At 66.9% G+C, this 25252-nt stretch carries 19 protein-coding genes and 1 pseudogene; 5 read left to right on the plus strand and 15 right to left on the minus strand.

The window, feature by feature from the left end; all coding sequences use genetic code 11:
- Nucleotides 1–173 precede the first annotated feature (173 nt).
- The 4 genes and pseudogenes from Q8Q80_RS04810 to Q8Q80_RS04825 form a co-directional block, all read right to left on the minus strand.
- Entirely contained in the window at nt 174–4538 is a 4365-nt protein-coding gene (locus Q8Q80_RS04810) for a hypothetical protein (RefSeq protein ID WP_305631924.1), read from the minus strand.
- Between the two features lie 43 nt (nt 4539–4581).
- Nucleotides 4582–5106, minus strand: a pseudogene (locus tag Q8Q80_RS04815) (filamentous hemagglutinin N-terminal domain-containing protein); the annotation flags it as partial.
- A 12-nt stretch (nt 5107–5118) separates the two neighbouring features.
- The gene (locus Q8Q80_RS04820) at nt 5119–5937 is read right to left on the minus strand and encodes a peptidylprolyl isomerase (RefSeq protein WP_305631833.1); all 819 of its coding nucleotides are present in this window, start codon (nt 5935–5937) and stop codon (nt 5119–5121) included.
- The gene (locus tag Q8Q80_RS04825) at nt 5934–7559 is read right to left on the minus strand and encodes a ShlB/FhaC/HecB family hemolysin secretion/activation protein (RefSeq protein ID WP_305631834.1); all 1626 of its coding nucleotides are present in this window, start codon (nt 7557–7559) and stop codon (nt 5934–5936) included. The genes Q8Q80_RS04820 and Q8Q80_RS04825 overlap by 4 nt, the downstream gene beginning before the upstream one ends.
- A 191-nt stretch (nt 7560–7750) precedes the next feature.
- Here Q8Q80_RS04825 and Q8Q80_RS04830 point away from each other — a divergent pair, with 191 nt between their 5' ends.
- Complete coding sequence (locus Q8Q80_RS04830) at nt 7751–7948, plus strand: DUF2892 domain-containing protein (RefSeq protein ID WP_305631835.1); 198 nt, start codon at nt 7751–7753, stop codon at nt 7946–7948.
- A 3-nt stretch (nt 7949–7951) separates the two neighbouring features.
- On the opposite strand, the gene rsmA is transcribed toward Q8Q80_RS04830, so the two are convergent.
- From rsmA to lptD, 4 genes are read right to left on the minus strand one after another with little or no spacing between them, the layout of a single operon-like run.
- A complete protein-coding gene (rsmA, locus tag Q8Q80_RS04835) occupies nt 7952–8773 on the minus strand; it encodes a 16S rRNA (adenine(1518)-N(6)/adenine(1519)-N(6))-dimethyltransferase RsmA (protein ID WP_305631836.1) in 822 nt (273 codons plus the stop codon).
- A 2-nt stretch (nt 8774–8775) separates the two neighbouring features.
- A complete protein-coding gene (gene pdxA / locus Q8Q80_RS04840) occupies nt 8776–9804 on the minus strand; it encodes a 4-hydroxythreonine-4-phosphate dehydrogenase PdxA (RefSeq protein ID WP_305631837.1) in 1029 nt (342 codons plus the stop codon).
- Nucleotides 9801–11126 (minus strand): peptidylprolyl isomerase, encoded by a 1326-nt coding sequence (locus tag Q8Q80_RS04845; protein WP_305631838.1) that lies wholly within the window; start codon nt 11124–11126, stop codon nt 9801–9803. Before Q8Q80_RS04845 ends, pdxA begins: the two co-directional genes overlap by 4 nt.
- A 13-nt stretch (nt 11127–11139) precedes the next feature.
- Nucleotides 11140–14079, minus strand: a complete 2940-nt coding sequence (gene lptD, locus Q8Q80_RS04850) for an LPS assembly protein LptD (RefSeq protein WP_305631839.1) — start codon at nt 14077–14079, stop codon at nt 11140–11142.
- Nucleotides 14080–14289: 210 nt separating this feature from the next.
- On the opposite strand from lptD, the gene Q8Q80_RS04855 reads away from it, so the two are divergent.
- Together Q8Q80_RS04855 and murU are read left to right on the plus strand one after the other, a co-directional pair.
- Nucleotides 14290–15294, plus strand: coding sequence for an aminoglycoside phosphotransferase family protein (locus Q8Q80_RS04855; RefSeq protein ID WP_305631840.1), 1005 nt, complete (start codon nt 14290–14292; stop codon nt 15292–15294).
- 10 nt (nt 15295–15304) lie between these two features.
- Nucleotides 15305–16000 carry an N-acetylmuramate alpha-1-phosphate uridylyltransferase MurU gene (gene murU / locus Q8Q80_RS04860; RefSeq protein ID WP_305631841.1) on the plus strand — a complete coding sequence of 232 codons (696 nt, stop codon included), beginning with the start codon at nt 15305–15307 and terminating at the stop codon, nt 15998–16000.
- Here the strand turns inward: murU and Q8Q80_RS04865 are convergent.
- The 7 genes from Q8Q80_RS04865 to Q8Q80_RS04895 all read right to left on the minus strand — a co-directional run bounded on the left by Q8Q80_RS04865 (nt 15987) and on the right by Q8Q80_RS04895 (nt 22502).
- Nucleotides 15987–17459 (minus strand): sensor histidine kinase, encoded by a 1473-nt coding sequence (locus tag Q8Q80_RS04865; protein ID WP_305631842.1) that lies wholly within the window; start codon nt 17457–17459, stop codon nt 15987–15989. The two genes, murU and Q8Q80_RS04865, sit on opposite strands and share 14 nt — an antisense overlap.
- Nucleotides 17460–17463: 4 nt before the next feature.
- Nucleotides 17464–18147, minus strand: a complete 684-nt coding sequence (locus Q8Q80_RS04870; protein WP_305631843.1) for a response regulator transcription factor — start codon at nt 18145–18147, stop codon at nt 17464–17466.
- A 79-nt stretch (nt 18148–18226) separates the two neighbouring features.
- Complete coding sequence (locus Q8Q80_RS04875; protein ID WP_305631844.1) at nt 18227–18871, minus strand: tetratricopeptide repeat protein; 645 nt, start codon at nt 18869–18871, stop codon at nt 18227–18229.
- A gap of 14 nt (nt 18872–18885) precedes the next feature.
- Entirely contained in the window at nt 18886–19695 is an 810-nt protein-coding gene (locus Q8Q80_RS04880) for an SDR family oxidoreductase (RefSeq protein ID WP_305631845.1), read from the minus strand.
- Nucleotides 19692–20372: a TenA family transcriptional regulator gene (locus tag Q8Q80_RS04885; RefSeq protein WP_305631846.1), complete on the minus strand. Its 681-nt coding sequence runs from the start codon at nt 20370–20372 to the stop codon at nt 19692–19694. Before Q8Q80_RS04885 ends, Q8Q80_RS04880 begins: the two co-directional genes overlap by 4 nt.
- A complete protein-coding gene (locus tag Q8Q80_RS04890; protein ID WP_305631847.1) occupies nt 20359–21834 on the minus strand; it encodes an AMP-binding protein in 1476 nt (491 codons plus the stop codon). Before Q8Q80_RS04890 ends, Q8Q80_RS04885 begins: the two co-directional genes overlap by 14 nt.
- The gene (locus Q8Q80_RS04895; protein ID WP_305631848.1) at nt 21831–22502 is read right to left on the minus strand and encodes a thermostable hemolysin; all 672 of its coding nucleotides are present in this window, start codon (nt 22500–22502) and stop codon (nt 21831–21833) included. Before Q8Q80_RS04895 ends, Q8Q80_RS04890 begins: the two co-directional genes overlap by 4 nt.
- A 185-nt stretch (nt 22503–22687) precedes the next feature.
- Between Q8Q80_RS04895 and Q8Q80_RS04900 the strand changes: the two genes are divergently transcribed.
- Together Q8Q80_RS04900 and Q8Q80_RS04905 are read left to right on the plus strand one after the other, a co-directional pair.
- Nucleotides 22688–24013, plus strand: a complete 1326-nt coding sequence (locus Q8Q80_RS04900; RefSeq protein ID WP_305631849.1) for an aminopeptidase P N-terminal domain-containing protein — start codon at nt 22688–22690, stop codon at nt 24011–24013.
- On the plus strand, nt 24010–25185 hold the full coding sequence (locus tag Q8Q80_RS04905) for an FAD-dependent monooxygenase (protein ID WP_305631850.1): 1176 nt from the start codon (nt 24010–24012) through the stop codon (nt 25183–25185). Before Q8Q80_RS04900 ends, Q8Q80_RS04905 begins: the two co-directional genes overlap by 4 nt.
- Nucleotides 25186–25252 lie beyond the last annotated feature (67 nt).

Here is a 25252-nt window from a genome sequence, read left to right on the forward strand (position 1 = left end):
TTTCCATATATGTGCCAAAGTCTATAAACGCACACTGATCAATGCTCTTCTCGCAAAGCCAAGTAGCCTCGCATTCGGGGCAAACGTAAAGTCTAGTGCCGGTCTTCCGAACCCGAACTTCTAGAACGTTGTCCTGTTCGCATCGCGGGCAAATCATTTTCCGTATCCTCGTCTCACTTAACCGGATAGGCAGTAATCAGCTTATTAGTGCCCGGACGCACAACGATCTTGATGCTTGTTTCCCCAGTGGTACCCACAACTCTCCCCAGTGGTATCACATACGAACCTGGATCATTCGGGAGCGGTTCCCCTCGTTTTTCCCACGCCTCGTCGATTAATGCAAGAACTTGCTTTCGATCCACGTTGAAAATGGTGTGAGTTCGCTTTTTGGGATTTTCTACTGCGTGATCGAGTACATGCTTGATGCGATTACCATGGATAGAGCCGATCCCATACTCAAGCCCTGCGGGGGTTCTCCATACTTTTGAAACTTTGTCATAAACGAGTGCGATCGAGGTTGCAGCAATATTCTCTTCTGGGCTTGAGTTTCTTCCGTTGGAAAAGGAGTCATCGTGTAGGCGCAGCAGCTTCTGCCCCCCCACCTCGATCACCCGTGCGACGAACTGCCCGGCCTTCGTCATCAGCACTGCGCCGACGACCAGATCCTCCGGGCCGGGCAGCAACAGCGATGCGCCGGCCGCTGACAGCACGACGACGTTGTCGATATTCCGCGCCGTGATGGCGCCGACGTACTGGCTGCTGCCCTGCGGGGCGAACGCGTAGGCCTCGGGGTCGGGTGCGAAGTCCTGGCGCACGATTTCGTCCGACAGCGGGCGCGCCATCAGGCGGTCGAACAGGGACAGGTTGTGGGCGACGGCGTCGGCGTTCTGCTGCGCGCCGAGCCACGGGTTTTCGGGGTCCATGTCGCCCGGAAGATGCGCACCCATGCCAAGTGGCATGGCCTCGGTCATCAGGCGGTAGTAATCGGTACATAAGCCGGTCGTTTCGCAGGCTTCACGCGCGTCCGCCAGCGCGCGCTTGTTCGCCTGCGACTTCTGACTGAACTCGGCGTCGACCGCCTGAAGGCATGCCGCGTCGCCACCACATGCGTTCCGCGCATCTGCGTAGCGAACCTGTTCCTGATGCTTCAGGTAGTTGAACAGCGTGACGTTCTGCGCCGCCCAACCAGCCGTCACCGGATCGCCGCCGGCCAGTCCGGATGCCGTGCCGCCGACCAGCATCGAAAACGCGGTCAGGGCAATCTCCCGGTCCGGACCGCTCAGATCGAGGGCATCGTCGAGCGGCGCTTCCACGAGGGTGGCTGTGATCGCGCCGAGGGCGCCGGAGTACGGGTCGTCGCCGCGGGCGGCGGCGGTCAGTGCGCCGAGCACGCCATGTGCCAGCGTGTGGCCGAGACTGCCTTGCGGGCCGAAGTTGCCATTGCCGATCTGGTTGGCGCCCAGTGCGGACGCTTCGTTGATGACGGCATTGAACAGTGCGTTTTCGAAGCCGGCGCCGGTCAGTTCGCCGACGGCGCCAGTGGTCAGCGCACGGACGGACCAGCGACCAATGGCTGACTCGATGTGCGCGTTTGCCCAGGCGCCGGTACCTGCCGTGACGGCGCCAGCCAGCCCGCTGGTCAGGGCCGCGTCGACATCGATGCGGCCGGTCGCAACGAACTGACCGATCGCGCTCGACAGCGTCTGCGTAATGGCCGCGGTTCCGGCAACGTTGGCGAGACCGGGCGCGGCAAAGGCAGTGGCCGCCGACCACGCCGGACCGAAGTTGGTCGCCAGACTGCCGATGAGATTCGACATCTGCGGGCCGATCAGCATGCTGGCGGTGAAGCCGGCCACGACGCCCACCAGATCGCCGAAGCTGCCACTTTTCCGGAAGCGGTAGCGCAGGTTGTCGCGCGCTTCTTCGTAGCGGTAGGCATCGCCCAGTTCGGCCGCAATCTGCGTTTCGAAGGCGCGACTCAACGCGCCCGTGTGCGCTGCGTCTTCGCCCAGCACGCGGAATTCGCCGGATACCGAGCGCACCGATGAAACCTGCAGATTCCACACGGCAGCCTGCATGAAACCGCCGGGCTGCACGGTATTGCCTTCGATGGTCAGCGTGCCGCCACTGACCTTGCGCTTTTCGTAGAAGTAGGCGGACCGCTTGCGGTTGAGCAGTGTGTCGGCCGTGAGGGTCAACGCGCCGTCGGACAGGACGAAGCCGGTGTTGTCGACGCGCTCGCCCGTCAGTTCGATGGCGACGCCGGCATCGAGCGCGCCGCCGGGCACGACGGCCAGTTGCGCCTGCCAGTCGGAAGGCAGATACACAATGGGGTGCAGTTGACCGCCGCGTGCGGCGTACCAGAGCACGGGTGCGCCCAGCAACGACTGCTGACCCGCCGTGAGATCGGCACCCATCGCAATGCCGTGTTCAATGGCAAACGCGGCGCCGTTGGCCGCCAGGATGGCGTGCTCCTGCTGTTGTGGCGACTGCCCGGTGAGCGCGTCCCATGTCAGGCCGGGCAGTATCCAGCCGCGGCGGGTGGTCGCGAGGAAGGCGTTGCGCAAGGCCGCCGCCTCTTCTGCCGGCGTGAGCGCAAAGGGCAGCGTGCTCGCCAGCCCGGGCGGAAGCAGGCGCATCAGCGCCGCACCGCTGTAGCGGTCCGCGGTCAGGACCGGCAGCAGCGAGCTGCCGTGAATACCGAAACCGGCGACATTGATCTGCGCAGGCGGGACGGTCGGCTCGGCAGTGCGATGGTAGTAGTCCGCGACAACGTCGAAGCCGTTGCGGATGTCTGCGGCCCTGACGACGATGCTCGCGGCGTGGATATTGCCGGTATTGACGAAGGACGAAAGCGGGGGAGGCGTGTCGGTCATGCTGAGCACACCTGTCGACAGCATCCGGGCGAGCGCTTCGGTCAGCGTGCCCGACACGATTGGCGGCATCGCAGGCGCCGGGCCATCGGAAGAGGGAGGCGTGGGGGTCGTCGAGGGCGGACTGACCGGACCGCCATCCGAAACGAAGCGGCCACCCGCCTGGATCACCCCGGGCAGCACGCCCAGTTCGAGCGCGCCGCTGTCGGTTCGCCGCCAGTCGATGTCGACAACGCAGTCGCTGGTGCAGGGCGTACCGACGGATTGCGCATCGACGTCGATCAGGTAATAGCTCGACGACCAGACGGCGCCGTAGCGACGATCTTCGTTCACGACATCGGGCGCGTCGATGCGGATGTCGCGACCGGCAAGGATGGACGCGCCGCGGTTGTGGAAGAAGGACGTCGCGGCGACCAGGTCCCGCCCGACCAGCATCAGCGCGTGTGACGACGGCACTTCGGTGGTCGTCGTGCACAGCCCGTCGTACTCCGTGCGACAGCCGGGATAGTAGGGATAGTCGAAGGAGGCCTGCCGGCTGCCGACCGCGGTTTCATTGCTGATGCCACGCGCGCCGATCAGCAGATCGCGGCCTGCATCGATGACCGACGGATTGATGAAGTGGGCGTTCAGCGCGATCACGAGGTCGTGGCCGGCGGTCAGCCGGTCGCGATTCACGTAGGGGTGCCGCGCCACAGCTTCGGCTGGCGTGCCCGCATCGGACAGCCAGGGGCGATCGATCAGGTGCAGGTTTCGCGTTGCGGTGAAGGACTGCCGGCGCGCACCGTCCAGCCATTGCGCGCCCTCGGCGGGGGTGTGGATGAACAGGTCGCGTCCCGCATTCACCTCCCCTGCGAGGTCGATGTTCTCCGGCGCAAGGAAGCCGGGCTGGCCGCGTCGTGTCTGCGACAGGAACACATCGCGCCCGGCCGAAATGTCGCCGCTGTTGTCGATCAGGTTCAGAAACAGGTCGCTGCCCGCATGGATCACGCCCGAGTTGGCCAGCGTGACGCCGTCGACGTTTACGGCGTGCTCGCCATGACTACCCGGTAGCCCGGCGTCACCCGCCCGGACCTGCACGTTGCCGGACGCTGCATCGATCGATGCGCCGGCGAGAATGACGCCCGTGTTGAGGCCCGTGCCGGGTCCGGCAAACGTCAATGAAGCGCTTGCGTCGATCAGACCGTCATTGCGGAAAGCGCTCCATCGGTCGGAATTGTCGCCAACGAATCCCAGGCCGATGTCGCGGCCCGCCGTGATGCGCCCCGTGTCGGCCAGCGTGATGCCGGTTGCGAGCAGCGTGACGTCGCGCCCGGCCATGAGCGCACCCTGCAGCACCGATTCGAAGGCACCGATGTTGTACAGCGCGATGTCGCGCCCCGCCGTCACGTCGCCGCTCAGTTCGATGTGTCCGCGCGTGGCGATCACCACATCGTCCAGTGCGATCAGCGGCGCGGTGCTGCGCACCCCCAGCTCGCCACCGACCGCGATCAGCCGGATGCTCGCCGCGCTGACGCTCTGGCCGATGTCGATGGAAAACGCCTCGAAATCCTCCGGAAGCGGCGCATCTGCATTGCCGAGGGCCAGCGTGTCGGCATCGACCCGGGTGCGCCCGGCGATCACTTCGAGCGTCGAGCCGGGTCGCCAGTGCAGACAGTCCGCCTGCACCGATGTCGATCCGTCCGCCGGACACGTCGAAGCGCAGGGCGTCGTTCAGTCGCTCGATGCGGCCGGTGCTGAGCTGGACGTGAGGCGTGTTGATGAAGCCGCATCCATCACACGTGATGCCGTTCGGGTTGGCGATGACCAGCCGTGCCGCCTGCCCGGCGATTTCGATGCTGCCCAGCAGCAGGCTGGGCTGGCTGCCGCTCACTTCGTTCAGGATGACGCGTGCCGCCGATCCGTTCAGCGCTGCATTCGCCGGCAGCGGTCCGGCCAGCACACTGCTTGCATCGCCGGCCGAATTGTTGAACACGAGACCGTGGCGCGACACATCGAAGGTCGTCCAGCGATTGTGCGAAATGCCTGCCGCGTCCGGCGCGGTGATGCCGACCACCGGTACATCGCCCACCCGGGTCACGACAGCCTGCTGACTCGCCGGGCCCGCCAGGTCGACGACGGCATCGGCACGGACGGGCGGTGCATGGGCGAGCATCACCGTGAGCACGACGCCCGCCCCGCACCACGTCAGCGGGTTGATTGACCGCTGCAGCAACTTCCTGAGTGCGGTGCGCATCCGAACCCGCCCTCAGTCGCTGACCGTGATGCGGGCGTGCCGCAGCAGGTCGACGATCAGTTCGCGCAGCTGCGCCTCGCGCGCCTGCGCAGCCAGCAAGCTGCGCAAGGTTTCGCGCATGTCTGCGTAGTCCGGCGTCAGCGTCGGGCGCACGGCATCGAGCCGGACGAGTACCCATCCATCGTCCGCCTTCAGCGGCGGGCTGACCTGCCCGGGCTGCATGCCGGCCAGTGCCTGCGCGATGCCTGCGGGGACGCCGTTCGTGCGGCCATCGGTCACCGGTTCGGGAAAGCTGTGCCAGCCAAGTTCGCCACCGTTCGCCGCCGATGCAAAGTGCGAATGCGTGCGCGCCTCGCGCGCGAAATCGGCGCCCGCGGCGATACGGTCCGCCAAAGCACGCAGCGCGGCGGCATCAGCCATCCCGATCAGGCTGAAGCGGAACTCGCGCTGCCCGAGGCGGGACACGATGTCGTCGTAACGCGCCCGAACCGCCTGTTCCGTGACCTCGACCACCGGCACACGGCGATTCACGTAATCCTCGATCAGCGCGTCGCGCGAGGTGTCATCGCACACCGTGGGCGCACCACACGCTCCACTCGCGCGCACCTTCTGCCACAGCAATTCGCGTGCGATGAGGCGATGGCGGACGGCATTCGCAGTTGCCGCATCGACCGCCAGACCGGTTGACTGCAAGCGGGAAACCTCGGCGTCGAATGCCGCGCGCGGGATCTCGACGCCATTGACCTGCGCAACCACGCTGGCGGCCGAGGCGGCCTGTGTGACCGGGCTGACCAGCAGTGCCGCCAGGCAGAGCCGCAGCAGGGCGTTCATATTTCGAACGACAGCGACAGATGCGCGCGCCAACCGGGCGACGGCAGATCGGTTTCGCGCGCGATGGGTACGCTGACGACGCCTTCCCACAGCATGCCCCGGCCAGCGCCGCGAGCACCGAGGCCAGCGCTGGCCAGCGTAGTGCGCCGACCTTCAGACAGCCGAGCGGCGCCATGATCGACATGCACGAAGGGAACGACCGGAAGCCCCGCCGCCCTGAACGCCTGCGGCAGCCGCAGTTCCGAGCGCAGCACGTGACCGGTGTCGCCCGACACCGACGCTTCGCGGAAGCCTCTGACGCTGGCAAAGCCGCCGAGGTGGATCTGTTCGGCGCCAATCAGGCTTTCGCCGGCACGCTGCGCCGTCAGCTGCACCGCGTATTCGATCTCATCCGACGCACTGCGGACGACGGCACCCGCGGCGATCGCCCACTTGAGGAACTGGCGGTGCGTGTCGCCGCGCGACAGGTCAGGACGGTCACGCGTCGCGCCAAGCAGCGGCAGACCGGCCAACAGTGAGGGCTCGATGAACACTTGCCAGCGCTCGCCGCGCCGGATGTGCATCCAGGCGGCACGGCCGACCGTGCTGTGCTCGGTCTGCAGCGCGACCGACTCGATGTCGCGTGCCAGCCGCGACCGGATCAGCGACACATCGATGACGCTGCGACCGCCAGCCGACGACCACAGCACACGACTCCAGCCCAGTACCGCGCTGGCCGACCGGCTGGTGACGTTCAGCCCGGCGATGTCGAACGATGCGCGGGAGCCGGAAACGGTCACCGACCACAGGTTGTAGCCATCGGGTACGGACAGTGACGCCAGCAGGGCGTCACTGCCGGTGCTGTGCAGCAGTGCAAGCTGGAAGTCGTCCAGCCAGCCCAACACATTGCCGGCCCGCGCCGTGACGCGCAGGCGCTCACCGCCAGTGGTGGATGAGCCCTGATTGTCGAGACCGAAGGCCATTGACCACGCGCGGCCCTCGTTCAGCACGATATCGAGCAGGCTCGTTCCGGCCGTGTTGCCCGGCAGTACGCGGACCTGCGCCTGATACATGCGCAGCCTGTTGAGCTGCTGCACCCCCTGTTCGAGCGCCGGCAGCGACAGCGGCTCGCCGACGGCGAACGGAAAGGCACGCGCCAGGGCCGCTGCATCGATGCCCGGTGCGCGCAGCGATTCGATCCGCCCGGGTACCAGCTCGATGGCCAGATCACCCGCCTGCGCGTCAAGCGACAGCAGACGCGCGCGACTCGTGATCCAGCCCGCTTCGACCAGCTGCGCATCAAGCTGGCGCAGCAGCAGCTCGATCCGCTGGCGTCCGAGTGGCAGATCGAGAAACGGCACCACCAGGGCATTGACCGAAGCGTCCGGCAGCAGCCCGGACGTTTCAATGCGGATAGCGCGGAAGCGCGTCGTCGCGCCGGTTTCATCGACGTCGGCCGGATGGCTGTGCAGCGCGGGCTGCGGCTGCGCCGGCATTTGCGTGGGCGCGCGCTGCCAGCGTGCATCGCGCTCCGATGCGCGTCTGTCGTCGATCAACCGGTCGGACGGTTCCGGCGATGCGGCGAGCCCGAACGGCAGGCTGACCAGCAAGACGATCGGACAGAGACGACAAAAGGCGTGCATCAACAACGCTCCGTAAAATACTTATGTCATATTACATAATAATTTTACGGAGTCAAAAACACTCTGCAGCCTGTTCGGTGACCACGCGGTCGCCGGCCGAGCGCCCGCCAGTCATGTAACCGCAGTCACAGACCGCACCCCGTCCGCGGCGCAAGATGAAGTCACCTTATCAACCCACAGGGAGCTTCATCATGAAATCCAACGTCGGCGGCATCGACAAGATCGCACGCATCGTCATTGGCCTGGCGCTGATCGCGCTGGCTGCAACCGGCACCGTCGGGGTGTGGGGCTATATCGGCATCGTGCCGCTGCTCACGGGTCTGTTCAATTTCTGCCCGGCCTACTCGCTTCTGGGCATCAACAGCTGCAGCGTGAAGAATTCGGCCTGAGTTTCAGGCGCCGGCGGAATGGCCGGTGACGGGGTTCGGGACGTGCCGGGAGATGTGATTTGCGATGCGCACGTAGTCGGCGACACCGAGGGTTTCGCCGCGTCGTGAGGCGTCGATGGCAAGTGCGTCCCAGTCGTCCTGGGTCAGCCACTCGCGCAGCGTGTTGCGCAGCGTCTTGCGGCGCTGGCCGAAGGCGGCCTTGACGATGTCGGACATCAACTGCGGATCGCGTGCGGTGAGTTGCTCGACCGGGCGCGGCCGCAGCTGCACGATGGCCGACATCACCTTGGGCATGGGCCGGAACGCGCCGGGCGGCACGTCGAACACGTGCGCGCACTCGAAGCGGTACTGCAGCATGACCGACAGGCGGCCGAACGCTTCGGTGTCGGGCGCAGCCACGATGCGGTCCACCACTTCCTTCTGCAGCATGAAGGTGAGGTCGATCACGCAGGTCGCGTGATCGGCGAGATGGAACAGCAGCGGGCTCGAAATGTTGTACGGCAGGTTGCCGACCACGCGCAGCGCCGAGCCGAGCTCGGTGCTCAGCGCGCCGAAGTCGAACTTGAGCGCGTCCTGTTCATGGATCACCAGCCGGTCCGCCAGATCGCCCTCGCGCAGCCGCGCCGCCAGATCGCGGTCGATTTCGATCACGTGCAGGCGGTCGAGCCGTGCGGCCAGCGGGCGCGTCATCGCGCCCAGGCCGGGGCCGATCTCGACCATGGCCTGCGCCGGTTTCGGGTCGATGGCGGCGACGATATTGCGGATGATGTTGCCGTCGACCAGGAAATTCTGGCCGAAGCGTTTGCGGGCGCGGTGTTCTTCCATGATCAGCCGTCCGCCCTGGCGGCAGCGCCGGAACCCGCCATCGCGATGGCGGCATCGACCGCCTCGATCAGGCTGCCGGCGTCGGCACGGCCGGTGCCGGCGAGGTCGAGCGCGGTGCCGTGATCGACCGAGGTGCGCACGATGGGCAGGCCGAGCGTGATGTTGATGCCGCGGCCGAAGGTGGCGTACTTGAGCACCGGCAGGCCCTGGTCGTGATACATCGCGAGCACGGCGTCGGCACCCGCCAGCAGGCGCGGCACGAACAGCGTGTCGGCCGGCAGCGGGCCGTCGAGCTGCAGGCCTTGCGCGCGCAGGGCGTCCAGCACCGGCGTGATGACGTCGATCTCTTCCCGACCCAGATGACCGCCCTCGCCCGCGTGCGGGTTCAGCCCCGCCACCAGGATGCGCGGCTGCGCGATGCCGAACTGTCGGCGCAGCGCGTCGTGCAGGATGCGCAGCGTGGTGGTGAGCGATTCACGGGTGATGGCGGCCGGCACGTCGGCCAGCGCCAGATGGGTGGTGGCCAGCGCCACGCGCAGCCAGGGCGCGGCGTCGCTTTCCGCGGTGCGCCCGGCCAGCATCATCACGACGCGCGGCGTCGCGGTGGTGTCGGCCAAGTATTCAGTGTGGCCGGAAAACGGGATGCCGGCATCGTTGATGACGCCCTTGTGCACCGGTGCCGTGACCATGGCGTCGAATTCGCCGCGCAGGCAGCCATCGCGGGCGCAATCGAGCAGTTCGAGCACATAGGGTGCGTTGGCGGTGTCGAGCCGGCCCGGCACAGCCGGGGCGCGCAGCGGAATGTGCAGCACTTCGATCGCGCCGGCCGGTGCTTCACCTGACGGGGAGTAAGGAACAAGCGGCGCCAGCAGTATGGCGCCCTGCGGCGCACGCGCCGCGATCAACCCGGCGTCACCGAGTACCACCAGTCGTGCGACAGACGCGCGCACGTGCAGTGCCGCGCAAAGTTCCGGCCCGATGCCCGCCGGCTCGCCGCTGGTGAGGGCGATGCAGGGGCGCGGGTGCGTCACCGTTCGTCGGCCAGCCGGATTTCGACGTAGGCGTTGTCGCGCAGCTGGCGCACCCAGTCCTGATACACCTCTTCGGCCTTGCGGTCGCGCAGCGTCATGCGGGCGGCGGCGCGCTGTCGCTCGAGCGACACCTCATCTACGCGCCGTTCGACCACCTGGATCAGGTGCCAGCCGAACGGTGACTGCACCGGTTCGCTGACTTCGCCCACCTTGAGGTTGTCCATCACGCGCTGGAATTCCGGCACCGTGTCACCCGGATACAGCCAGCCCAGATCGCCGCCCTTGGACGACGACAGATCCTGCGAATTGGTGCGCGCAAGTTCGGCGAAATCGCCGCCGTTGTCCAGCCGCTCCTTCAGCCCGGTCAGCCGGCGGCGCGCCTCGGCGTCGTTGAGCACTTCCGACGTCTTGATCAGGATGTGGCGCGCGTGGGTCTGCGTGACGCGCGACTCGTCGCCGCTGCCGCTGCCGCCGCGCTTGTCGACCACCAACAGCAGGTGGAAGCCGGCCGGGCTGCGCATCACATCACTCACTTCTCTCAGTTTCATCTTCGGCACCGCATCGGCGAACAGTGACGGCAGGCGATCGAGCGACCGCCAGCCGAGGCTGCCGCCATTGACGGCGTCCTGCGCGTCGGAATACGAAGCCGCGATGCGCGAGAACTCCTCGCCCTTGCGGATCTGTTCGAGCGCGGCGTCGGCGCGCGCCTTGAGCCGGATCAGCTGCTCGGGGCTCGCGCCTTCCGGCACCCGCAGCAGGATGTGCGACACGTTGTACTCCTCGTTCTGATCCGGCTTGCGCTCCGGATTGGCGATGAAGTTGGCGATTTCGCCTTCGGTCACGACGACGCGGCTTTCGACTTCGCGGTCGCGCAGGCGGCTCATGACGATCTGCTTGCGGATGTCTTCGCGGAAGCGTGACCACTGCATTCCGTCCTGCTCGATGGCCGCGCGCAGTTGCGGCACGTCCATGCGGTTGCTTTCGGCGATGCGCGAAAGGCTGGCATCGAGCAGCCGGTCATCGACACGCAACTGCGTCTCGGCCGCGTGCTGCAACTGCACCTTCTCGAGAATCATGCGTTCGAGCTGCTGGCGCTCGAACTCCTCGGCCGGCGGCGGCGTGACGTTGCGGCTGCGCATCTGGGCAAAGGTTTCCGAAATGCGCGATCGCAGTTCGTGCAGCGTGATCACTTCGTCGTTCACCACGGCGACGATGCGATCCAGTTCGATAATGTCCGGCCGCTCGGCGGGCTGCGCCTGCGCGGTGCCCGCGAGGGCGACACCGAGCGACAACAGCAGGACGGTGAGGATTTTATTCAGCATGTTCGAAGGTCCATCAGTAATCCCCGCCGAAGATCGGATCGGCGGCGCTCTGGTTGATCTGGCCATAGCCCGGAATGCTGCGCTTGAGCGCATCGAGCGGGTTCGAGCCGATCTGTGAAAAATCATTGAGTTCGAGCTGGAAGAACAGTGCAGTACGAGTGCGCAGCTCGGTCGTCGTCTGCCCGGGCAGCCGCGCACCGAGGGCAATCCGCTGGAACACGATGCGACCGACCCAGCAGCCGCCGTTGTACTCCAGGCCGCCCAGGCCTTCGACCAGCCGGCGATCGGCGACCGAGTAGTTGTGCCGCGCCACCGCATACCAGCGGTTGGTCAGCGGCCACTGCACCGAAAAGTCGATGTCGCGCACTTCGTTGATCGCCGGATTATCGGAACGGCGGAAGCGGTACGCCGCGTTGAAAACGTGCGCCGGACGCGGGTTGTAGCGCGCCGACACGCTGTAGCGTTCGGTCTGCGAAAGGTCGGTGTTGTACTGGATCGCGGCGTCCAGATACGTGTCTTTCAGCAATTCGCCCGACACTGCCGCGAGCGTACTCGCAATGCGCTCGGTGCGCGGCGTTCCGCCCGGCAGGGTGACCAGCTGATCGCTCAGATAAAAACGTTGCCCCAGGGCAACCCGGGCGCGCTCGCGTCCATTCTCCGGATCGATGAAACGCGAGGTGGTCGCGGCGGTGATCTGGTTGCTGTCGGCAATGCGGTCCTGACCGACGAACACATTCTCGGAAAAGATCTGTGCGAAGTTGAAGTCGGCCAGTGCGGTGTCAAACACCGGGAAATCAGACTGATTCTTGTATGAAGACAGTACGTAATACAGACGCGGCTCCAGCGTCTGCACATAACCCTGCCCGAACAGGTCGGAATCGCGTTCGAACACGGTGCCGGCGTCGAGACTGAAAATCGGAATGGCGCGCGTCAGCGAGGTGTCCAGCCCGGCATTGTTGCTGCCGCGCGTGACATCGTAATTGCTGTAATGCACGCCGATCTTCGGCGTCACCGACAGGTAGGAAGTCTGCATCGGCAACGACAATTGCGGATAGACGACGATGCGGCGGCCTTCGTCGCGTGTCGTATCACTGATGCGGAAGTCGGTGTAGCTGCTCTTCATCTGGAACACGGAACCGAAAGGCAGATCCGCACGGAACGCATTCAGCGTGACCGCAGGCATCTGCGAATACAGCGGCGCCAGATTGGCCAGCGACTGGTACTCGGTCACGCGCGCCGTGGCGTTCCACCAGTCACCGGAATAGGTCAGCGAGGCGTCTTGCGGCAGGTAGCTGATCGACGTGATCGCGAGGCGTGTGCCCAGATCGGTGTAGTAGTTGCGGTCCGACACTTCGTTGTAGTTGAGTCGGCCGCTCAGCCGGTTGGTGATCCGGTGCGTATGCTGCAGGCTCAGCGCATGGCGATCGCGATCCAGGATGCGGTCGCTGAACAGGTAGTCGAGCCGCGCGATGCCGCTGTAGTTGTGGTTCAGGTAGCGGAACTCGTTGGTCATCATCAAACCGCGCGTACCGAGCACGCGCGGTGCAATCGTCGCGTCCATATTGGGCGCGATGTTCCAGTAATACGGCAACAGGAAGTCGATGCCGGTCCGGTTGGTCGTACCGAAGGTCGGCGACAGGAAACCGGACTTGCGACGGTTGTTCAGCGAAAAATCGAGCCAGGGCGAATACAGCACCGGCACATCCTTGAAATAGATCGTGCCGTTGCGGCCTTCGCCTTCATCGGATTCGAAGTTCAGGTCCAGCGTTTCCGCCTTCGCATACCAGTCGGGATTGTCCGGGCCGCAGGTCGAGTAGGTGGCGTTCGTCATGCGCACCCGGTTCTCGCCCAGAAACTCCATCCGGTCAGCCTGGCCGGTACCGGTGGTCGTTCTGAGATTCGCGCCGGTCTGCAGGTTGCGGCGCAGCGAATACTGCGGCTTCTCGAACACCCCTTCGCTGCGATCGAGCCGGTAGCGCAGCGACGGGCCTTCGATGCGGTCTTCGCCCCGCACCAGCCGCACGTTGCCATCGGCCTGCAGTTCTTCGGTCGGTGGTTCGTAGTTGATGCGGTCTGCGGTCAGCGTGGTACCGGGGCGACGCAACTCCGCATTGCCTTCGGCGCGCATGACTTCGTCGGTGGTGCCACTGACCGATTCGGCCGACAGCAGCGTGACGCGCGAATCCGGATTGCGCGCAACGAACTCCGACAGCGTCATCGTGCCGTACATCATCTGTGACGCATCGTCCTCGGGCACGATGGACGGCAGTGCAGCGGCGCCCGGCATGCCCGCGTCGGCGCGAGGCACTGCGCCGGGCGCCGCGCCCGTAGCTGCGATGCCCTCGGCCGGCGCAGGTTTGACGCGGCGGGCGACCGGTGGCGCGCCCATCAGCGCGCGATCGACCTTCAGCGGCGGCATGTTGCGCGCCGTGCTTACGTTTCCGCGCACCGGAATGTCGTCCGGCGACTGCACGCCGGGCGCAGCGCGGCGCGCGATCGAAGACGGTTGCCGCAGCAGTGCCCGGTCGACCTTGAGCGCCGGCAAGTTGCGCAGTGCCGGCGCGGTGGCACCGTCAGCCGGTGCAGCGGGTACCGCGCGTTCGGCCGGCTTGACCGGCTCGGCGGTGGCCTTGGCAGGCACTCCGGCGGCGGGGGCCGCCACGGTGGCGGCAGCCGGAGTTCCGACCGCTTCGTCCGGAGCAACCGGGGTTGCGACAACTTCGCCGGGCAGCGGCACCGGCACGGTTTCAGCCGTGGCAGGCTGAGCGGGCGCAGTCGGCGTCGCGGCAGTCGGACCGCCCGGCTTCGCCGGCGTCGTGCCTTTCGCTGTCGCCGCGGGACGGCGCGACTGCGGCACCAGCGAAGGATCGACCTTCAGCTGCGGCAGCGCGTCGGCCGCCTGCGCGGCGCAGGACATCCAGACCAGATAGAAAGTGACGGAACGCCTGAGCACGAATGAGGAAACTGGAAGCGGGCAGATCGCGGTTGGATGACGGCGACAGCGTCACGGCGTGCATCTGCCGGACTGACTGCAGCCGCGTTATAGAATCGCGCATCTTATCAAACGCCACCCGCTTCCCGGCCCGCATTGGCAACAATTTGCCGCCATCCGCCCGTGCGGACGCCGAGAGCGCGTCCTCAGCTCGCCCACGACACCCGCCCCATGACACAAGACCTCCGCCTTGACGCCCTGACCGGCTGGCTGCAGCAGCAGTTTCCCGGCCGCCCGCTCGACATCCGCCCGGCTTCGGCCGACGCCAGCTTCCGCCGTTATTTCCGCGTGACGCTGGACGACGGCTCCAGCCATGTCGCGATGGACGCCCCGCCGCCGCAGGAGGACTGCCGCCCCTTCCTCGCGGTGCAGGCGCTGTTCGAGTCGGCCGGCGCCCACGTGCCGGCGGTGCGCGCGCAGGATGTCGAGCGCGGCTTCCTGCTGCTGTCCGACCTCGGCAATACCACCTACCTCGACGTGCTCGATGCCGACAACGCTGCCGCGCTTTACCACGACGCGACCAGCGCCCTGATCGACATCCAGAAAGCCAGCCGCCCGGACGTGCTTCCGGCCTACGACCACGACCGGCTGCTGGCCGAGATGGAACTGTTCCCGGTCTGGTACGTCGGCCGCCACCTGAAGGCCGAACTCGATGAAAAGGAAGCGAACGCCCTGTACGAGGTATTAGATCGCGTGCTCGCGGTCAATCTGGCCGAGCCGCAGGTTTTTGTGCACCGCGACTATCACAGCCGCAACCTGATGGTCACCCGGCCCAACCCGGGCGTGATCGACTTCCAGGACGCCGTTTACGGCCCGATCAGCTATGACCTGGTCAGCCTGTTCAAGGATGCCTACATCGACTGGGAAGAAGATCAGGTGCTCGACTGGCTGATCCGCTACTGGCAGGGCGCGCGCAGCGCCGGCCTGCCGGTGCGTGCCGACTTTGCCGACTTCCACCGCGATTACGAGTTCATGGGCGTGCAGCGCCACCTGAAGGTACTGGGCATCTTTGCCCGCCTGCACCACCGTGACGGCAAGGACGGCTACCTGAAGGACCTGCCACGGGTCATGAAGTACCTGCTGCAGACCAGCCTGCGCTACCGCGACCTGGCGCCGCTCGCCCGCCTGCTGCAGCGGCTTGAAGGCATCACGCCGCAGGCCGGCTACACCTTCTGAGACGATTGCGATGAAGGCCATGATCCTGGCCGCCGGACGCGGCGAACGCATGCGGCCGCTGACCGACCACCTGCCCAAGCCGCTGCTGGAAGTCGGCGGCAAGCCGCTGATCGTGTGGCACATCGAGCGGCTGGTGGCGGGCGGCGTGACCGATCTGGTGATCAACCACGCCCACCTCGGCGACAAACTGGTGGAAGCGCTGGGCGACGGCGCGGCATTCGGCGCGTCGATCCGCTGGTCGGCCGAGCCGCCGGGCGCACTCGAAACCGCCGGCGGCATTGCGCATGCGCAGCCGCTGCTCGGCGCACAGGCCTTCATCGTGATCAATGGCGACATCTGGTGCGATGTCGAGGTCGCGGCCCTGCAACGCGCCGCCGGCACGCTGCAGGCGGACGGCCCGCTGGCCCATCTGCTGCTGGTGCCGAATCCGCCGCATCACCCCGACGGCGACTTCACGCTGATCGACGAACAGGTGGGCGAAACCGGTGGGCCGAAACTGACGTTTTCCGGCGTCGCCGCCTACCACCCGTCACTGTTCGGCGCACTCGACCCGGATGCGCCGGCGAAACTTGCACCGCTGCTGCGCGCAGCGATGCGCGGGCGGCAGGTGACCGGCGCGCTGCACACCGGCCACTGGTTCGACGTCGGCACACCGCAGCGGCTGGCCGAGGTCGATGCGCTGGCGCGCGCGGTCAGCGCTCGCTGAGCAGGGGAATCGTCAGTTCCACACGCATGCCGTGGCCGCCTTCGCCATCTAGCAGCGCAATCTGCCCGCCGAGCCGTTCGACCACTTCGCGCACGATGGCCAGCCCGAGGCCGCTGCCGCTGCCGGCCGAACCGGGTATGCGGTAGTAGGGCTCGAACACCCGTTCGCGCAGCTCGACCGGAATGCCCGGACCCGCGTCGCTGACCGACAGCACGGCCTGACCGTCGCGAGCGGCCAGCGCAACCTGGATCGCGCTGCCCGACGGCGCATACCGCTGGGCGTTGTCGATCAGGTTGCCCACCATGCTGGACAGACCGGTCGCGTCCGCCAGCAGCATGCACGGTGCGTCGCACAGATCGAGTTCCAGCGGATGGCCGCTGGCGTCGCAGCCCGGCCGGCGCTGCGCCACCGCATCGCGGGTCACGTCGCGCAATGACACCGGTACGCAGTCTGTCTGGCGGCCGGCGCGACTGTGCGCCAGCATCTGTTCGGCCAGATGCACCGATCGCGACACACCGGCCAGCAGGTGATCGAGCGAGGCGTCGCGCTGTGCGGCGTCTTCCGCGCGGCGGGCGTTCTGGGCATGTATCTTCAGTGCGGCCAGCGGTGTCCGCAGTTCGTGCGCGGCAGAATCGATGAAACGACGTTCGCGTTCCAGCGTGCTGCGCACACGGCCGAACAGGCCGTTGAGCGCGCTCAGCACCGGTTCGATTTCGCTCGGCACGCGGGTCAGCGACAGCGGCTCGTCGTCCTGCGGTCGACGGGCGGCAATGCGTTCGGCCAGTTCGGACAGCGGCGCCAGCCCGTAGCCGATCAGCAGGCCGGTCAGCAGCAGCACGATCAGCAAGCCGATCAGCAGCGGCGCACCGGTGGCCCAGCCCAGCTTGGCCGACAGTTCCTCGCGCGCATCGGCGCGCTCGGCAACCTGTATCCACACGTCGCCCGAATGCAGCACGAACACGCGCCAAACGCCGTCCTCCAGCGTGTGGTCGCTGAAGCCCTTGCGCAGCGGTGCGAAGGGTGAGGCCGGCGCAGACGAGGAGCGCGCCAGCAGCGCGGCGGCACCCTCGTCTTCCGCTTCGCTCCATATCTGGTAGGCAATATGGGTTTCGTATTCATGGCCGAGCGAGGACTCGACATCGTGATGCCCGAACAGCCAGTCCTGCAGGTGCCATGAAAAAGACATGTTCGCCCCGGCTTCGTGCGCCCGGGCCCCGGCGCGGATCGGCGCCGGCAGATCCATGACCAGCGGAGAACTGAGGGTGGCGTGTTCGATCTGGCGCGCCATCAGGCTGTCGAGCACGCGGGCGGACGTGGCGAGGCGGGCATCGAACAGCTCGTCCGCCTCGTAGCGTCCGGCCACGACGGCCAGCCACACGGTGCTGCCCAGCACACCGAGCAGGATGACTGCGCTGCCGGCCAGCAGCAGCAGGCGTATCGATACGCGGCCCGGCTGCACCACGTCAGCGGTCGGACCGGGCAGCCGCCGGCAGCGGATCGATCACATAGCCGACACCGCGCACCGTGCGGATCAGGCCGGGGTGCAGCTTGCGCCGCAGATTGTGGATGTGCACATCGAGCGCATTGCTCTCGAGCTCACTGTCCCAGCCGTAGATGTTGTCCACCAGCTGTTGCCGGCTCAGCACGTGGCCGATGTTTTCCAGCAGTTTGCGCAGCACCATGTATTCACGGCGCTGCAGGTCGACGCTGCGGCCATCCGCGCTGACCGTCATCGCCGAGGTGTCGATCTCGATGCTGCCGTGACGGATCACGTTGACGACCGCACCCCGCGTGCGCCGCTCCAGCACACGGATGCGCGCCATCAGTTCGTCAACATCGAACGGCTTCGTCAGGTAGTCATCGGCACCGGCATCGAGGCCGCCGATGCGCTGCAGTGTGGTGTCGCGCGCACTGAGCACCAGCACCGGCGTGGTGACGCCGGCCTCGCGCGCACGGCGCAGCACTTCCATGCCATCCATCCGCGGCAGGCCGAGATCGAGCACGGCCAGATCGACGCCCGAACCACGCAGCGCCTCAAGCGCCTGTGCGCCATCGCGCACCCACTCGACGGTGTAGCGCGTACGCTCGAGCGCATCGCAGATGCCGCTGCCGAGCAGCTCGTCGTCTTCAACCAGGAGAACCCTCATCGGTCGGATCGCGCCATATCGGAAGTGCGTCATTGTCGCTCCAAAACGCGTTGCGGCCGGGCCTGCGGTGGCAGGTGGTCTACTTGAGCTTCTCTTTCACCTTGACCATCAGGGCTTCGATCTCCTTGCGGCGCCCTTCGTCGGCCAGCGGGCGGTTCGGCCGTGCCGGCGCCTTGAGCGCCGTCTCGAGCGATGCACGCGCCTTTTCATACTCGCCGGCCCGGTACAGGCAATCGCCCATGAAATAGTGCGGGTCGATGCCATGCGGGTTGAGCGCGAGTGCCTTGTTCAGCAGTTCACGCGCCTTGTCCTTGTCGCCGAAGCCGATCGGCCAGCCGGGCACCTGGCAGTACAGCGACGACAGCGTCACGTAAGCCGAGCCATTCAGCGCCTCCGGATTTCGCGCCAGCGACTGTTCCAGCACGGTGCGCGCTTCCTTGGCCAGCGACAGTGCGCCGAGCCCGCCCTTCGCACCCGCCTGGCTGGCCAGTGCGATGGCGTACCAGATGTCGGCTTCGGAGCGGTCCGGATGCTCTGCGCGCACGGCGGCGGCGACCTTGATCAGCGCCTCATAGGCCTTTTCCTGCTTGTCGGCCGGCTGCGTGTACTTGATCTGTTCCCACTCCGACTGCAGTCGGGTGATCGACTCGTCCAGACCCGCCCAGGCCGGCGTGATCAGGAACAGGGCGGTAACGGACAGGAAGGACTTGATCGACATCCTCATTTTGCGGACTCCTCTCATTTGCTGACTGTTTGTGCATGACGACGAATGACCGGCAGCTGCTTTGCGAGGCTGGAATCGACCAGCGACGGCAGCATACGGTTGATCCGGACGAAAAGACGTTCCGGCCAGCCCAGGTGGCCTTCCGGACGCCGGTTGTCGAGCAGCGCCAGCAGCGCCTGCGCGACGGTTTCAGGCGTATCGCTGGCGACGCCCAGTTCGCGGTTCAGCGCGACCTGGGCCGGGCTGTTCAGTGCGGTCTGCGTGGCACGCGGCGCGAGGTACTGCAGTTCGATACGGCTGCCGACGAGCTCGCGGCGCAGCGCTTCGCTGAAGCCGCGCAGCGCGAACTTGCTCGCGCAGTAGGCAACGCTGCCCGGATGACCGATATCGCCCAGGATCGAGCCGATGTTCACCACGCGCGCCTTCTTCTGCCGGTGCAGCAGCGGCAGCAACGCGTGCACCAGCAGCATCGGCGACAGCGCATTGGTGTGCAGGATGTGTTCGATCTGTTCGGCTGACTGGTCCTCGAACCATGCGAGCTGGCCGACACCGGCGTTGTTGATCAGCAGGTTCGCACCGTCCGGCAAGGCTTCGGCGGCCACCAGCACGGCGCCACGGCCCGCTGCAGTCGTCAGGTCGGCGCGCACGATGCGCGCGTCCAGCGCGGGAAATGCGAATGTCAAGTCCGCCTGCAGCGCCGCCAGTTTCACCACGTCGCGACCGACCAGCAGCAGCGCGGCACAGCGCGGAGCCAGCGCCTTCGCAATGGCCGCGCCGATGCCGCCCGTCGCGCCGGTCAGCACCCCGCGCAGATCCGCCTTCATGCCGCGACCGCCTCGTGCTGAGGCGTCAGCGAGCGAGTCAACGAGCGGAACAGGTCGCCATAAAGCCGGTACATCACGCGTGCCACATGGATGACCGCGAGCCGGTCGTCCTCGTCGTCCAGGCTGTCCATCAGGGTGGCGAAGAAGCGCACGTGCTCCTGGTCCAGCGTGCCGTGGGAATTGAGGTAGGTGAAGGCGGCCGGCGGCAGGTGCAGGCTGTGCGCGATGCGCTCGGCCGCGCTGGTCGCGATCGACACGCTGGTGCCTTCGAGCACATGCACCATGCCGAAGAATCCGACCGGGTTCTTGCGCGCAATCCAGTCGTGTGCGTAGGCCACCATCAGTTCGGCCTCGACCCCGGGCTCGGCGTTGCGGGCGGCTTCGCGCTCGCCACCGCAGGCCGCAATGTCGTCGAGTATCCATTCCTCGTGGCCGATCTCCTCGTCGATGTATTCGGCAATGGCGTGCCGCAGCGCTTCGTGCCGCGCCGGCAGGCGCGCGCCGCAGGCCATCAGCAGCGGCACGGTGTGCCGGACGTGATGGAAGGCCTGACCGAGGAAGGCTCGGTACTGCGTCAGTGTCACGCGACCCGATACAGCGTCCTGCAGGATGGGAGCGCTCAGCAGGTGGGCGCGTTCGGCAGCGGTTTCGCGCTGCAGGCGTTCATGAAACGACATCGGGAAAGGTCTCCGCAGTGAAGGGAAGGTGTGCTTCGGGAGGTGCTTCGTACAGCACGGCGAGCCGTTCGCCGTAGGCCCGGAAGATGGGATCCCTGCGCACGCGGCCGTTGTCGGTCGCCTGCCCGTTGAGCGCAGAAAAAGGCGCGTCGGCACGCAGCCAGTGAATGATCCGGGCGTAATCGGGCAGGCGGTCGTTGGCCGCGCGCACCACGGCGGCGAGCGCTTCGTCGGTCACCTCGCCGCGCGGAACGATGACGGCGCACAGCCCCGGCCGACCTTCGCCGAACACGACTGCCTGCGCCACGGATGGCGCGGCCAGCAGTTCCGCTTCAGGCCATTCGGGCGCCACGTTGCGACCGAAGCCGGTAATGATCTGGTGCTTGATGCGACCGGTGACGTGCAGACAGCCGCGCGCATCGACGTGGCCGATGTCGCCGGTGTGCAGCGGTCCGTCGGCCGGCGGGGCAGCGCCCAGATAGCCGGCCGGTCGGCTGCCATGCAGCAGGATTTCGCCATCCGGCGCGATCTCCGCCCGCAGGTGGGGCAGCACGCGACCGACCGCGCCGGGCGCGTCGTCCGGCCGGTTCAGTGCCACGACCGAACCCGCTTCGGACAGGCCATACCCTTCGCACGCCGGAAAACCGAGCGCCCGCGCTCGCGTGATCAGGTCGGGCGACACCCGGGCGCCACCGACCGCCACCAGCTTCAGGCCACGCGGTACCGGTGCCCCAGCCTCGGCCGCGGCCACCAGCGCGGTCAGCATCTGCGGCAGCAGGATGACGCTGTCCGGCTGCCAGCGATGCAGCGCTGCCAGCGCGGCCCGCACATCGAAACTGCTCGAACCGTGCAGCCCGACGTCGGCCAGCGGCAGCACCACGCATTCGCCATCGAGCGCGATGGCCACATCGGCGCCCGCCACATTTTCGAGCAGCACGGCCAGCGGCAGCATGCACAGGTGGCGCCGGATACCCAGTTCGCGTACAACCTGCACCAGCGAACCGGTGACCGCCGACAGTTGCGCGGCCGTCAGGCAGACCCCCTTGGGCTGGCCGGTCGTACCCGAGGTGAAGGTAATCTTGGTGGTCATCGGCGGGACGACGACCGCCGATTCATTGCGCCGTGTCCACACCGACAGACCTTGCGACGATCTCGTGTCGGCGCTCAATCCGAGTCGCGCGGCGCGTGACGGATCATCCGTCAGCAGCACCGGCGCCCCGGCGGCATCGAGCGCGTGCCGGCACTGTGCGTCGGTGAAGAAGGTCGGCAACGGCAGGGCGACCCGGCCGGCCCGGCGGATGGCCCGATCAGCCACCAGCCAGTCGATGCCGTTGTCGGCCAGCAGGGAAACGACCTGCCCCGGGCACCCGGCCAGCCGTTCGGTCAGCGCGTCGACGCGGCCGATGACGGTCGCGTCATCGGCGACACCGTGGGCATCGATCAGGACTGCCTGACGGCTCACGCCGCGTCCTCGACCACGGTGTGCAGGCCGCTGGCAATGCGGCCGACCATGACGGTCGGGCTGTTGCGGTAGTAATTGCCCCAGTTGCCGACGCCATCGTGCAGCCGCGCCGGGTCGGCCACGCCCACCGGAAAGATCGGGATGCCGAGGCGCACGAATGAATTGGCCAGCGCACGGGTCGCCGTGAACACCACGTAATCCAGACCCTGCGCGTAGAAATGCTGCGTGGCAAGCGCAATCAGCAGGCGCCCCAGTCCGGCGGACGTCGATGCCATATTGCCCACTTCGGCCACCGCGCTGCGTGCGACCCGCTCGCCGAGCACCCCGCCCAGTGCGCTTTCCAGCGGTACGTCGAGATACTGTTCGATGAATACCGGACGCACGCCCGGCAGGCTGTAGCCCAGTCCGGCCGCCCATTGGCCATCGCTGTTGCGCACCCCCAGCAGCGTGTCGGCAAAGTGCGTGATCACCGCACCGTAGCCGCGGAAAAAACAGCCGGCGATGAAGCGCTCGAGCGCGGCGCGTTCCGGATGCAGCCGGCCGACGACTTCGAGCGCCGGGTCGGACAACACGGGCGCCATGGCGCGACCCAGCACGCATGCACGGACACCGGCGGAATGCGCGGCGGACTTTCCTGCAAGGGTACTCAGTGTTGCGGCCTGGTTCATCGCGTGCCTCCATTGGGATGGAAGGCATGTTTGCCGGCGAACATTAATGGAGACTTAAGCAAATCCGGCGCGACATGAAACAGGACATTTCCGGACCGGATGCGGCACGAGGAACCGGAACGCATTCCGGGCCCCCGGGTCTGTTGGCATTAAACTCCCGTCCTGATCGAATGCCGGAACCCGCCATGCACCCCTATTCAGAACGCCGCGCCCGCCTGATCGAACGCATGGGAAGCGGCGTCGCCGTGATTGCCACGGCGCCCGAACACCTGCGCAACCGCGACACCCATTACGGCTACCGCCACGACAGCTACTTCTATTACCTGACCGGATTCAGCGAGCCGGAGGCGGTGCTGGTGCTGATCGCGGGCGATGCGCCTCGCGCCATCCTGTTCTGCCGTGAAAAGAACGAAGAACGGGAAATCTGGGACGGCTGGCGCCACGGGCCGGATGCCGCACGTGAACAGTTCGGCTTCGACGAGGCGCACTGCTACGCCGAACTGGACGCGAAGCTGGCCGAGCTGATCGCCAACCAGCCGCGCCTGCACTACGTCATCGGCGAAGACGCCGCGTGGGACAACCGCATGATGGCGGCACTCAATGCGGTGCGCGCGCAGAGCCGCGCCGGCAAGTTCGCGCCGTCGGAATTGCTGGACATCCGCCAGCCGCTGGACGACATGCGGCTGATCAAGGACGCGCACGAACTGGACATCATGCGCCGCGCCGCCGAAATTTCCGCCCGCGCGCACCGGCGCGCCATGCAGGCCACGCGGCCGGGCGCCTTCGAGTACGAAATCGAAGCCGAATTGCTGTACGAATTCCGTCGCTCCGGCTCGGAAGCCCCAGCCTATGGCTCGATCGTGGCGGGTGGCGCCAACGCCTGCGTACTGCATTACGTATCGAACAACGCCCCCCTGCGCGACGGCGATCTGCTGCTGATCGACGCCGGCTGCGAACTCGGCGGCTATGCGTCCGACGTCACCCGCGCCTGGCCGGTGAATGGGTGCTACAGCGCGGCACAGCGAGACCTTTACCAGCTCGTGCTGGCCGCCCAGGACGCCGCGTTTGCCGCGGTGCGACCGGGCGCACGATTCATCGACTATCACGACGCTGCCGTGCGCGTGCTCGCCCAGGGCTTCGTCGACCTGAACATGCTCGCAGGCAGCGCCGACAGCGTGATCGAACAGGGCACCTACAAGCGCTTCTACATGCACCGCACCGGCCACTGGCTGGGCATGGATGTGCACGACGCCGGCGAGTACCGACCGCGACCGGGCAGTGCCGGCGCCGGCGAGCAGGACTGGCGCACGCTCGAAGCCGGCATGGTGCTCACGGTTGAACCTGGCTGCTACGTGCGCCCGGCCGACGACGTACCGGAAGCATTCTGGAACATCGGCATCCGCATCGAAGATGACGTGGTCGTGACCGCCGACGGCTGCGACATCTACACCTCGGCCACGCCGAAGACGATCGCCGAGGTCGAAGCCGTCATGCGTGAGACACGCGGATGAGTGACGCACCGACAGCCGCGGTGCGCGATGCACTCATCGTCGGCGCCGGCCCGGTCGGGCTGGCTGCCGGCTGCGCGCTGCGCGCCGCCGGCCTCGATGTAATGGTGCTGGACGCCGGGCCCGCCGGACGCGCGTTCGATGACACGCGCGTGATCGCGCTGTCGGCGGGTTCGCGCGACATCCTGCGCGGCCTGCAAGCCTGGCCGGTTGCCGACACGACGCCGATCCGGCGCATCCATATTTCGCAGCGCGGCCACCTGGGCCGCACCGAACTGCGCGCCGAAGATTTCCGGCTGGAGGCGCTCGGCCATGTGACGCGCGCCGGCGCGCTGGTGCGTGCGCTGCGCGAACGCGCCGATCAGCTCGGCCTGACCGTGCAGCACGACAGCGCAGTGCTCGGTGCGCACGAGGCCAACGAAACGGTGGAGGTCCGCACTGCGGAGGGTGACATGACGGCGCGCGCGCTGCTGTGGTGCGAAGGGCGGATCGCCGATGACGAGCTGCTGTCACAACAGCGCGACTACGACCAGCACGCCGTGATTGCGCTTGTCACACCGGTCCGGCCACACGACAACGTGGCCTACGAACGCTTCACGTCTCAGGGCCCGGTGGCACTTCTGCCGTGTGGCCGCGACTACGCGCTGGTGTACACCTGCGCCAGCGACGATGTCCAGACGCTGATTGCCGAATCCGGCGCCGCCTTCGCCGCGCGCGTCAGCGATGCACTGGGTGGACGCGTCGAGTTTTCGGCCATCGGCCCGCGCAGCGCGTGGCCGCTGACTTTGCGCATGCGCCGCGACATCGTCAGCGGTCGCCAGGTGTGGCTGGGCAATGCGGCGCAGACGCTGCACCCGGTGGCCGGCCAGGGCCTCAATCTCGGCCTGCGCGATGTCGCCCAGCTGTCCGCCTGTCTGCTGCCTGCGCTGGCGCGCCACGCGGGCGATCCGGCGGTGGCGCTGCAGGCGTACGCCCGGCTGCGCCGGGCCGACCGGATGGCCACTGGCCGGTTCACCGACGCACTGGTGCGCATCTTCGGCTTCGGCGGCACACAACCCGGGCTGGGCGCCCTCGCAGGCCATGCACGCGGCGCCGCGCTCGCGCTGCTGGATGCCTGTCCGCCGGCCCGTCAGTTCATCGGCCGGCGCATGATGTTCGGCGCACGCGGCTGGTAGCCACGGCCGACAGAAATTTTGACCGCATTTGCGTGACGGACACGCTTCGCCCCGGCCTCGCATCGGG

The sequence above is a fragment of the Methyloversatilis sp. genome (assembly GCF_030698125.1).
Classification (GTDB): domain Bacteria; phylum Pseudomonadota; class Gammaproteobacteria; order Burkholderiales; family Rhodocyclaceae; genus Methyloversatilis.

What these genes read in the sequence shown, in the direction of transcription:
- rsmA (WP_305631836.1), bottom strand. Translation starts at nt 8,773, where the DNA reads ATGGAAGAACACCGCGCCCGCAAACGCTTCGGCCAGAATTTCCTGGTC.
- Q8Q80_RS04845 (WP_305631838.1), bottom strand. Translation starts at nt 11,126, where the DNA reads ATGCTGAATAAAATCCTCACCGTCCTGCTGTTGTCGCTCGGTGTCGCC.
- murU (WP_305631841.1), top strand. Translation starts at nt 15,305, where the DNA reads ATGAAGGCCATGATCCTGGCCGCCGGACGCGGCGAACGCATGCGGCCG.
- Q8Q80_RS04885 (WP_305631846.1), bottom strand. Translation starts at nt 20,372, where the DNA reads ATGTCGTTTCATGAACGCCTGCAGCGCGAAACCGCTGCCGAACGCGCC.
- Q8Q80_RS04870 (WP_305631843.1), bottom strand. Translation starts at nt 18,147, where the DNA reads ATGAGGGTTCTCCTGGTTGAAGACGACGAGCTGCTCGGCAGCGGCATC.
- Q8Q80_RS04900 (WP_305631849.1), top strand. Translation starts at nt 22,688, where the DNA reads ATGCACCCCTATTCAGAACGCCGCGCCCGCCTGATCGAACGCATGGGA.
- Q8Q80_RS04875 (WP_305631844.1), bottom strand. Translation starts at nt 18,871, where the DNA reads ATGAGGATGTCGATCAAGTCCTTCCTGTCCGTTACCGCCCTGTTCCTG.
- Q8Q80_RS04905 (WP_305631850.1), top strand. Translation starts at nt 24,010, where the DNA reads ATGAGTGACGCACCGACAGCCGCGGTGCGCGATGCACTCATCGTCGGC.
- Q8Q80_RS04825 (WP_305631834.1), bottom strand. Translation starts at nt 7,559, where the DNA reads ATGCACGCCTTTTGTCGTCTCTGTCCGATCGTCTTGCTGGTCAGCCTG.
- Q8Q80_RS04895 (WP_305631848.1), bottom strand. Translation starts at nt 22,502, where the DNA reads ATGAACCAGGCCGCAACACTGAGTACCCTTGCAGGAAAGTCCGCCGCG.
- Q8Q80_RS04880 (WP_305631845.1), bottom strand. Translation starts at nt 19,695, where the DNA reads ATGAAGGCGGATCTGCGCGGGGTGCTGACCGGCGCGACGGGCGGCATC.
- Q8Q80_RS04820 (WP_305631833.1), bottom strand. Translation starts at nt 5,937, where the DNA reads ATGAACGCCCTGCTGCGGCTCTGCCTGGCGGCACTGCTGGTCAGCCCG.
- Q8Q80_RS04855 (WP_305631840.1), top strand. Translation starts at nt 14,290, where the DNA reads ATGACACAAGACCTCCGCCTTGACGCCCTGACCGGCTGGCTGCAGCAG.
- Q8Q80_RS04830 (WP_305631835.1), top strand. Translation starts at nt 7,751, where the DNA reads ATGAAATCCAACGTCGGCGGCATCGACAAGATCGCACGCATCGTCATT.